This is a genomic window from Pseudomonas sp. W15Feb34 (genome assembly GCF_023127765.1).
Lineage (GTDB): Bacteria > Pseudomonadota > Gammaproteobacteria > Pseudomonadales > Pseudomonadaceae > Aquipseudomonas > Aquipseudomonas synxantha_A.
The window spans coordinates 1-7,600 of sequence record NZ_SPKN01000046.1; the positions used below are offsets into that span (position 1 = coordinate 1).

A 7,600-nucleotide genomic window follows, 5' to 3' on the forward strand; every position below is an offset into this window, starting at 1 on the left:
ATCAAAAGCAGATCAAGATCAAGAGCGGCTCGCTTCGCATCGTGGTTACGGTCGGCAGCTACAAAGTTGCGTAGATACCCATGCCGCGATAGCGGTGTTTCAGCCTCTGAATTTTTGACGGGTTCATTGCCATCGAGGTCGAATCGTTGCACCGCCCCTCCCACATTGTGTTCTTTTTGTCTCAGGTGCCCATGTTTTCCGGGGTCACTATCTGCGGTGGTATATGCACCCGATGCCGCACAGGATCGAAGCCTTCGTCATTCAGCAACTGCACCAGCAGTTGCACCAGCGCCGCCGCCGTCTGCCGCGGCTGCGAGTCCATTACCACATCGATCAAGCCGCGGCTCAACGCCTGGCGTGACAGTTCGGTCGACTCCTGCAGAATGCAGCACAGCGCCGGGCGCTTGGGCAGTTGGGCCAGGGCGTTGATCACGCCGTCACCACCGCCGCCCACCACGCACAGGCCGCGCAGGTCGGTGTGGCGGGCAAGCAGGTCGAGGGTGGCTTCCTCGGTGATGTCGCAGTTGTCCAGGTTGATCAGCGGCTCCAACGGCTTGAGCCCTGGCGCGTGTTCGGCCAGGTAGCTGTGCAAGCCTTTGACCCGTGCCTGGTGCCCGAGAAAACGATGGCCGCCCAACAGGATGCCCACGCTGCCTTTGCGTGCGCCGCAGGTGTGCGCCAGCAGCCAGCCCATGGTGCGCCCGACCACGTGGTTGTCCTGGCCCACATAGGGTTCGAGGGCCTGCTCATGGATATCCGACAGCAGCGCAACCACTGGTACGCCGGCTTCACGAATCTGCGCCAGGCAGGCGTTGATCAGCGGATGGGCGAAGCTGACCACCGCCAGGGCGTCGCACTGCACCGCCAGTTGCTCGATCTGCGCGACGATGGCATTCGGTGAACGGTCGTTGATGTAGTCGAACTGGCAGCTCAGGTTGGCGGTGGCGTGATGCTGCGCTGCATCGCTTATTGACTGGGCGAGGTTGGCATAGAAGGCCTGGGCGGTGCCCAGCAACAGCACGCCGAAACGGTAGGTGGGCCGCCGTTCGCGGATGCGCTGGCCGATCAGGCGCGCAGCAAAATAGCCCACCGCTTCGGCAGCCTGGAACACCTGTTCGGCCGTGCCGGGGTTGACCGGAGCGCGGGCGTTCAACACGCGGTCGACGGTGGCTACGCTGAGCCCCGCATGGGCGGCAACGGTGGCGATGGTTGGGCGTTTATGGTTGTGCATTGGCAGGCCCCTTGAGCGTCTTGATAGAAAACTATCAAGCTCCGCTGGGCCTGGATGATAGCTTGATAGGGAATGGATTCAAGGCCTTGAGGGTGATTTGGCTGCGCTCTATGGTTGGTTCCGCAAAGCACCTGAAACCCTACGCTTGCGGAGAACAATAACAATGCCTGAACCCACCGCTCACCGCGCCCGACGCGACTACAGCCTCACCGGGCCCGAGGCGGCCCGTGCCGCCGAAAAGGGTCTGGTCTCGGCCAACTGGTACCAGTCACCCATCTCGCGCAAACGCATGAAAGAACTGATGCAACGCCGCGATGGCCCGGCCTTGCTCGACACGGCCATCTGGGCTGCGACGCTGTTGGCCACAGGCTTTGGCGGCTATTGGTTCTGGGGCTCCTGGGCCTGCGTACCGTTTTTTCTCGCCTATGGTGTGCTCTACGGAACGGCGTCCAACCCGCGCTGGCACGAAACCGGCCACGGCACTGCGTTCAAGACCCGCTGGATGAACGATGCGTTGTACCAGGTGGCGAGCTTCATGTGCCTGTTCGAACCTCACGTGTGGCGCTGGAGCCATGCCCGTCATCACACCGACACCATCGTCGTCGGCCGCGACCCGGAGATCGTCGAGCCGCGCCCGCCGAGCCTGTGGATGATGGCCCTCAGCCTGTTCAACCTGCCCCTGGCCTGGAAGACCTTCAGCGGCGTAGCCCGCCATGCGCTCGGGCGCATGAGTGCGCAAGAACAAGACTTCATCCCTGAATCCGAATGGCCCAAGGTATTGCGTGCCGCACGTATATGGATTGGGATTTATGCGCTGATCATCGGCGCCGCGTTGTACCTGCACAGCTGGCTACCGCTGATGCTGGTGGGCTTGCCCAGTCTCTATGGTGCCTGGCTCGGCTACCTGTTCGGCCTCAGCCAGCATGTGGGCCTGGCCGAAGATGTGCTCGACCACCGCAGCAACTGCCGCACCATCTACATGAACCGGGTGCTGCGCTTTATCTACATGAACATGAACTACCACCTCGAACACCACATGTACCCGATGGTGCCTTACCACGCGCTCAGTCAACTGCACGAAGAGATCCGCAGCGACTGCCCGCCGCCGTATGCCAACCTGTGGGAGGCCTACCAGGAAATCATTCCGACTATTTGGCGCCAGCGCAGCGACCCCAGCTATTTCGTCCAACGCCCGACCCGTGGCGAGGGAGCTTGCTCGCCACACAGTAAAAGCCAGTCATTGGAGATAAATGCATGAACGATCAATGGATCGACGTCTGCGCCGTGGGCGAAATAGAAGCAGAAGACGTGCTGCGCTTCGACCACGGTATTCACACCTACGCGGTGTACCGCTCGGCCGAGGATGAATTTTTCGCCACCGCCGGCCTGTGCACCCACGAGAAAATCCACCTGGCGGACGGCCTGGTGATGGACCATGTGATCGAGTGCCCCAAGCACAACGGGCGCTTCGATTACCGTTCCGGCCAAGCCCTGGGCGCGCCGGTGTGCGTCAACCTCAAGACCTACCCGGTGCGGGTCGAAGCGGGGCGGGTACTGCTCGCTGTCACGGCCGGATGATGAACCAGACCCTGATCATCGTCGGCGCTGGTCATGCCGGTGGACGTGCGGCACTGACCTTGCGTGAAGAAGGTTACAGCGGGCGCCTGATCCTGATCGGCGATGAAGCGCACTTGCCCTACGAACGCCCACCGTTGTCCAAAGGCGTGCTGCAAGGCTCGACGGACCTGGCGGAATGCAGCCTGTGCGACAGTGCACGGTTGGCTGCGCTTGGCATTGAGCATATCGCCGGCAACCCCGCCAGCCGTTTGGAGCCGCAGCATCATCGGCTGCAACTGGCTGACGGCCAATGGTTGACCTATGCCGGCCTGCTGCTGGCCACCGGAGGCCGGGCGCGACGCTTGCCCCAGGAGCAGGCCAACGTGTTCTATCTGCGCACCCATGATGAAGCGTTGGCCTTGCGCAATGAATTAAAGCCAGGCGCCAGGTTGGTGGTGGTCGGTGGGGGCTTTATCGGCCTGGAGGTGGCCGCTACGGCGCGGGGCCTGGGCTGCGAGGTCACGGTGCTGGAAGCGGGGCCGCGGCTGGCCGCCCGGGCGCTGCCGCCAATGATCAGTGAAGCGCTGTTGGCGCTGCATCGTCAGCAGGGTGTGGATGTGCACTTGAACGTTGCCCTGGAGTGCGTCCACGCCGACGCCGTGCAACTGGTCGATGGGCAACGGGTGCCCTGTGACCTGGTGGCGGTCGGTATTGGTATGCAGCCCAACATTGAGCTGGCAGCGGCGGGCGGGCTGGAAGTAGGGCAGGGCATTCGGGTCGACGCGTGCCTGCGTACCAGCGCACCGGATATTTACGCGGCGGGGGATGTCTGTGAGTTTCGTCTCGGCGGCGTCTATCAGCGTCAGGAAACCTGGCGCAACGCCGAGGCCCAGGGGCGTCACGCTGCGTTGAATCTGTTGGGCAAAGAACTGCCGTTCGAGAGGGTCCCGGGTTTCTGGTCCGACCAATACGACTGGGGTTTGCATTCCGTCGGGGCGATGACTGCGCGGTCGGTCAGCCGTGTGTTGCCCGACGGTGGCCTGCTGCTGTTTTGCCTAGACACCAACGCCCGATTGCAAGGCGCTTTCGGCTGGGCTTTGGGCAACCGCGCCGCCAGGGACATCAAGCTGTGCGAGCGCTTGATCACTGCAAGCATTGCGCTTGACGTGGCGAGCCTGGCAGATGCCGATACGTCCCTCAAACACCTGCTGCGAGGTTGAGATGCACCAACTCCTGGTATTCCAATCACTGTGGGCCATGCAAACCGAGCCCGGCAGCCTCGAAGCGCAACTGGACCGCATCGTCGCCGCCGGTTTTGACGGCATCACCGACCATTACTGGACGCCGGCCGCAGTCTCGCGCTTGTACGCTGCCGCCACGGCCAGAGGCTTGCAGATCGAAGGTCAACTGTTCCCGCAATCGGTGGATGATCTGGCCAGGGCATTGGAAGTGATCGGCCGCTACGGTTGTCACCACCTCACCCTGCAAGCCGATGTGCGCCCGCGTACCCAGGCCGAGGCGGTCAGGCTGATCGAAGGCTGGCAGCGACTGGCCGAACAGGTGGACTTCCCGATCCTGCTGGAAACCCACCGTTATCGACTGACCAACGACCTGCTGTTCACCCTCGACCTGTTGGCACAGATGCCCGACCTGAAACTGCTCGCAGACCTGTCCCACTACGTCGTCGGCCGCGAGTTGCCAGAACCTGGAGCCTTGGAAGACGACGAGCAGATACGCACGATCCTGCGCCATAGCTGGGGCTTTCATGGCCGCATCGCCAGCAGTGAGCAGGTGCAGGTTGGCCTGGATTTTCCTCAGCACCAGCCTTGGGTCGAGCGCTTTACCGGCTGGTGGCGCTATGGGATCGACGACTGGCTGACCCGTGCCGACGCGCCCCAGAGCCTGCCCTTCACCTGCGAACTGGGCCCGCCACCCTATGCGATCACCGATGCAATGGGGCGAGAACTCACTGATCGCTGGGCCGAGGCGCTCAAGATGAAAGCGCTGATTCGCCAGGTGTGGGCCAGTTGTCACGGCTGATCTGCTAACCTGCGTCGGTTCAAACCGACCTTAGTCTATGGATCTGCCTGATGAAAACCTGCCCTGTCCAGCTACCTCTCGAACCGCAGTCCGTGTGCCACCCGATCACCAGCAGCGCGATTTTCATGGTCGCCACCCTGGCCCCCGATGCAGTTGAAAACGTGCGTGGCTGGTGCGCCGACATCGCAGGCCTTGTGCGTTCGGTGGGCAAGCGCGTGCCGTCGGGCAACCTGACCTGCGTCTGCGGGTTTGGCTCGGATGCGTGGGATCGGCTGTTCGGCGCGCCTCGCCCGGCGTCGCTGCATCCGTTCCGCGAATTCGGTGTAGAAGGGCGCAAGGCGGTGTCGACCCCGGGCGATATCCTCCTGCATATCCGCGCCGAGCAGATGGACCTGTGTTTCGAGCTGGCGACCCAATTGATGGCTGCCTTGGGCGATAGCGTCAAGGTGGTGGATGAGGTCCAGGGTTTCCGCTATTTCGATATGCGCAGCATCATCGGTTTTGTCGACGGCACCGAAAACCCGGTAGGGCGCAAGGCCGAAAGATTCACCCTGGTCGGTGACGAAGACCCTCAGTTCGAGGGCGGCAGCTACGTAGTGGTGCAGAAATACCTGCACAACATGAGCGCCTGGAACGGCTTGACGGTAGAAGCCCAGGAGAAGGTAATCGGGCGCACCAAACTGGCAGATATCGAACTGGACGAAGAAACCAAGCCGAGCAACTCCCACAGCGCCTTGACCGTTATCACTGACGAGAACGGTGAGGAAGTGAAGATCCTGCGCGACAACATGCCCTTCGGCCGCCCCGGTGCCGGCGAGTTCGGCACCTATTTCATCGGCTACGCACGCTCGCCGCAGCCTCTGGAGCAGATGCTGGAAAACATGTTCGTTGGCCGCCCAGTCGGCAACTATGACCGCTTGCTCGACTTCAGTACGGCAGTGACCGGTGGTTTGTTCTTCGTGCCCTCGGCCGATCTGCTTGAAGCGCTGGCCGACCGCGAACCGGCGGCTTAACTCAACAACCCGCTGCTGACCGCCACAATCAGGAAGATCCCCAGCAGCGCACGGTAGATCACGAACGGCCAGGTGGAGAAGCGCTCCAGGAACTTCATCAGGCCCCAGATCGCAAAGAACGCCGAGATGCTCGCCACCACCAGGCCGAAGATCAAGTGCGGCCAGGCGTGGGCAGGGAGGTCGGCGCGCAGCAGCACCCACAGTTCTTTCAAACCGGCCAGGGCAATGGCCGGCAGGCCCAGCAGGAAAGAAAAGCGCGCCGCTTCCTCACGTTTGAAATTCAGGAACAGCGCTGCGGTCAGCGTGGAGCCCGAACGCGACACCCCAGGAATCAACGCGCCGATCTGCGCCACCCCCACGATCAGCGCATCGCGCAAGCGCATTTGGCTTACGTCGCGGGTATGGCGGGCGCGCACTTCGGCCAGTGCCAGCAACACCGCCATCACCACGCAGGAAATGCCGATCACCATCAGCCCGCGCAATGGCGAGTTGCATGCATTGAGGGTCGAAGACAGCGCCAACCCGGCAATGCCAATCGGGATAGTCGCCAGCACGATCGCCACCGCCAGTTTGAACCACCGATCGTTATAGTCGCCCCGGCGCACCGCACTGATACTGCCGGTGGTGACCTGGCGCACATCCCGCCAGAAGTAACTGACCACTGCCGCCAGCGCGGCCAATTGCATGGCCGCCGAAAACGCCGAGCCCGGGTCTTGCCAGCCGAGCAGGGCGGGCACCACGCGCATATGGGCGGTGGACGACACCGGCAGCAATTCGGTGATGCCCTGGATTACCCCCAGGATGAAAATTTGCAGGTAATCCAGGGAGGCAAAGCCCACATCCAGGCCGGCGGTACAGACGTTGGTCACAATACGTGTCCTTGAGCGAAAGGTGGAAACCGGCGAAGTTTATTCTAAATGTTTCAGGAATTTGGCCAGGGCAACCGCTATTTGCATTCGGTTCAGCCAATAGAAAGGATTCGACAAGCCATTGGCGTGGCAGGCACTTTTGTGAACAATGGCGCCCTGCGTTTTTCCACCGAGAGCCCCATGCCTGAAACCACCGTTGAATTGATCCAGACCGGCCCTGAAGACGCCGAGCTGATTCGCAATCTGTACCAGTACTACGCCTACGAGTCTTCCGATTGGGAACAGGAAGATGTCGAGGCCGATGGCCGTTTCTATATCCATGACGAACACCTGGCCCGCTATTGGCAAGACCCGCAGTGGAGCGCCAACCTGTTGCTGGTCGATGGCTATATCGCTGGTTTCCTGTTGATTGAAGGCAGCGAACTGCCGGGCATCGACGCGTTGGAGCTGGCCGACCTGTTCATTCTCAAGCGCTATCGTCGCAAGGGCATCGGCCGTGCCATCGCCAGCCAGGTGCTGTGCAGCGGCGCGGCCAATTGGCTGGTGCGTTTCTATGATCAGGACGAGGTATCCCAGGCATTCTGGCGCACCGTGTTGGATAACCTGCCGCGTCCGGTGCAGATGATTGAACTGGAGGATGAGCCGCAGTTGGTGAGCTATCTGATTACCCGGGCGTCATTGCACTGATGCCCCGTGATTCGGATGTGGGGGCGGTAAATGTGGGAGGGGGCTTGCTCCCGATGGCGGCTTCAGGGCCGACCGGGATGCTGGATCAGACCGAGTACATATCCGTTATTTAGGTCACGGCCACTGTTGGTTCCGCTTTTACAGCGGGTCCGAAAAGAGCCCCAAAGTAACCAAAGGGCTCTTGCCCCACCACTCGGCACCTC

8 protein-coding genes are annotated in these 7,600 nt (G+C 61.8%); 6 read left to right on the forward strand and 2 right to left on the reverse strand.

All coding sequences use genetic code 11. The features are described from left to right. Positions 1–181 precede the first annotated feature (181 nt). On the reverse strand, positions 182–1,231 hold the full coding sequence (locus E4O97_RS23475) for a LacI family DNA-binding transcriptional regulator (RefSeq protein ID WP_005789483.1): 1,050 nt from the start codon (positions 1,229–1,231) through the stop codon (positions 182–184). A gap of 163 nt (positions 1,232–1,394) precedes the next feature. Here E4O97_RS23475 and E4O97_RS23480 point away from each other — a divergent pair, with 163 nt between their 5' ends. The 5 genes from E4O97_RS23480 to E4O97_RS23500 are packed head-to-tail and all read left to right on the forward strand — an operon-like array spanning position 1,395 to position 5,841. Then, a complete protein-coding gene (locus E4O97_RS23480) occupies positions 1,395–2,489 on the forward strand; it encodes a fatty acid desaturase family protein (protein ID WP_248162374.1) in 1,095 nt (364 codons plus the stop codon). Then, complete coding sequence (locus E4O97_RS23485) at positions 2,486–2,809, forward strand: MocE family 2Fe-2S type ferredoxin (RefSeq protein WP_032880442.1); 324 nt, start codon at positions 2,486–2,488, stop codon at positions 2,807–2,809. The genes E4O97_RS23480 and E4O97_RS23485 overlap by 4 nt, the downstream gene beginning before the upstream one ends. Next, positions 2,809–4,008 carry an FAD-dependent oxidoreductase gene (locus tag E4O97_RS23490; protein WP_078821759.1) on the forward strand — a complete coding sequence of 400 codons (1,200 nt, stop codon included), beginning with the start codon at positions 2,809–2,811 and terminating at the stop codon, positions 4,006–4,008. The genes E4O97_RS23485 and E4O97_RS23490 overlap by 1 nt, the downstream gene beginning before the upstream one ends. Position 4,009: 1 nt before the next feature. Further along, positions 4,010–4,828 (forward strand): sugar phosphate isomerase/epimerase, encoded by an 819-nt coding sequence (locus E4O97_RS23495; RefSeq protein ID WP_078821758.1) that lies wholly within the window; start codon positions 4,010–4,012, stop codon positions 4,826–4,828. 50 nt (positions 4,829–4,878) lie between these two features. Further along, positions 4,879–5,841, forward strand: coding sequence for a Dyp-type peroxidase (locus tag E4O97_RS23500; RefSeq protein WP_078821757.1), 963 nt, complete (start codon positions 4,879–4,881; stop codon positions 5,839–5,841). On the opposite strand, the gene E4O97_RS23505 is transcribed toward E4O97_RS23500, so the two are convergent. After that, positions 5,838–6,710: an undecaprenyl-diphosphate phosphatase gene (locus tag E4O97_RS23505; RefSeq protein ID WP_078821756.1), complete on the reverse strand. Its 873-nt coding sequence runs from the start codon at positions 6,708–6,710 to the stop codon at positions 5,838–5,840. The genes E4O97_RS23500 and E4O97_RS23505 overlap by 4 nt on opposite strands. 48 nt (positions 6,711–6,758) lie before the next feature. On the opposite strand from E4O97_RS23505, the gene E4O97_RS23510 reads away from it, so the two are divergent. Then, positions 6,759–7,397 (forward strand): GNAT family N-acetyltransferase, encoded by a 639-nt coding sequence (locus E4O97_RS23510; RefSeq protein ID WP_078821755.1) that lies wholly within the window; start codon positions 6,759–6,761, stop codon positions 7,395–7,397. The last annotated feature ends 203 nt before the right edge of the window (positions 7,398–7,600 follow it).

Excerpts from the sequence above, each read along its gene's own strand:
- E4O97_RS23475 (WP_005789483.1), bottom strand. The coding sequence starts at position 1,231 with ATGCACAACCATAAACGCCCAACCATCGCCACCGTTGCCGCCCATGCG.
- E4O97_RS23480 (WP_248162374.1), top strand. The coding sequence starts at position 1,395 with ATGCCTGAACCCACCGCTCACCGCGCCCGACGCGACTACAGCCTCACC.
- E4O97_RS23485 (WP_032880442.1), top strand. The coding sequence starts at position 2,486 with ATGAACGATCAATGGATCGACGTCTGCGCCGTGGGCGAAATAGAAGCA.
- E4O97_RS23490 (WP_078821759.1), top strand. The coding sequence starts at position 2,809 with ATGAACCAGACCCTGATCATCGTCGGCGCTGGTCATGCCGGTGGACGT.
- E4O97_RS23495 (WP_078821758.1), top strand. The coding sequence starts at position 4,010 with ATGCACCAACTCCTGGTATTCCAATCACTGTGGGCCATGCAAACCGAG.
- E4O97_RS23500 (WP_078821757.1), top strand. The coding sequence starts at position 4,879 with ATGAAAACCTGCCCTGTCCAGCTACCTCTCGAACCGCAGTCCGTGTGC.
- E4O97_RS23510 (WP_078821755.1), top strand. The coding sequence starts at position 6,759 with ATGTTTCAGGAATTTGGCCAGGGCAACCGCTATTTGCATTCGGTTCAG.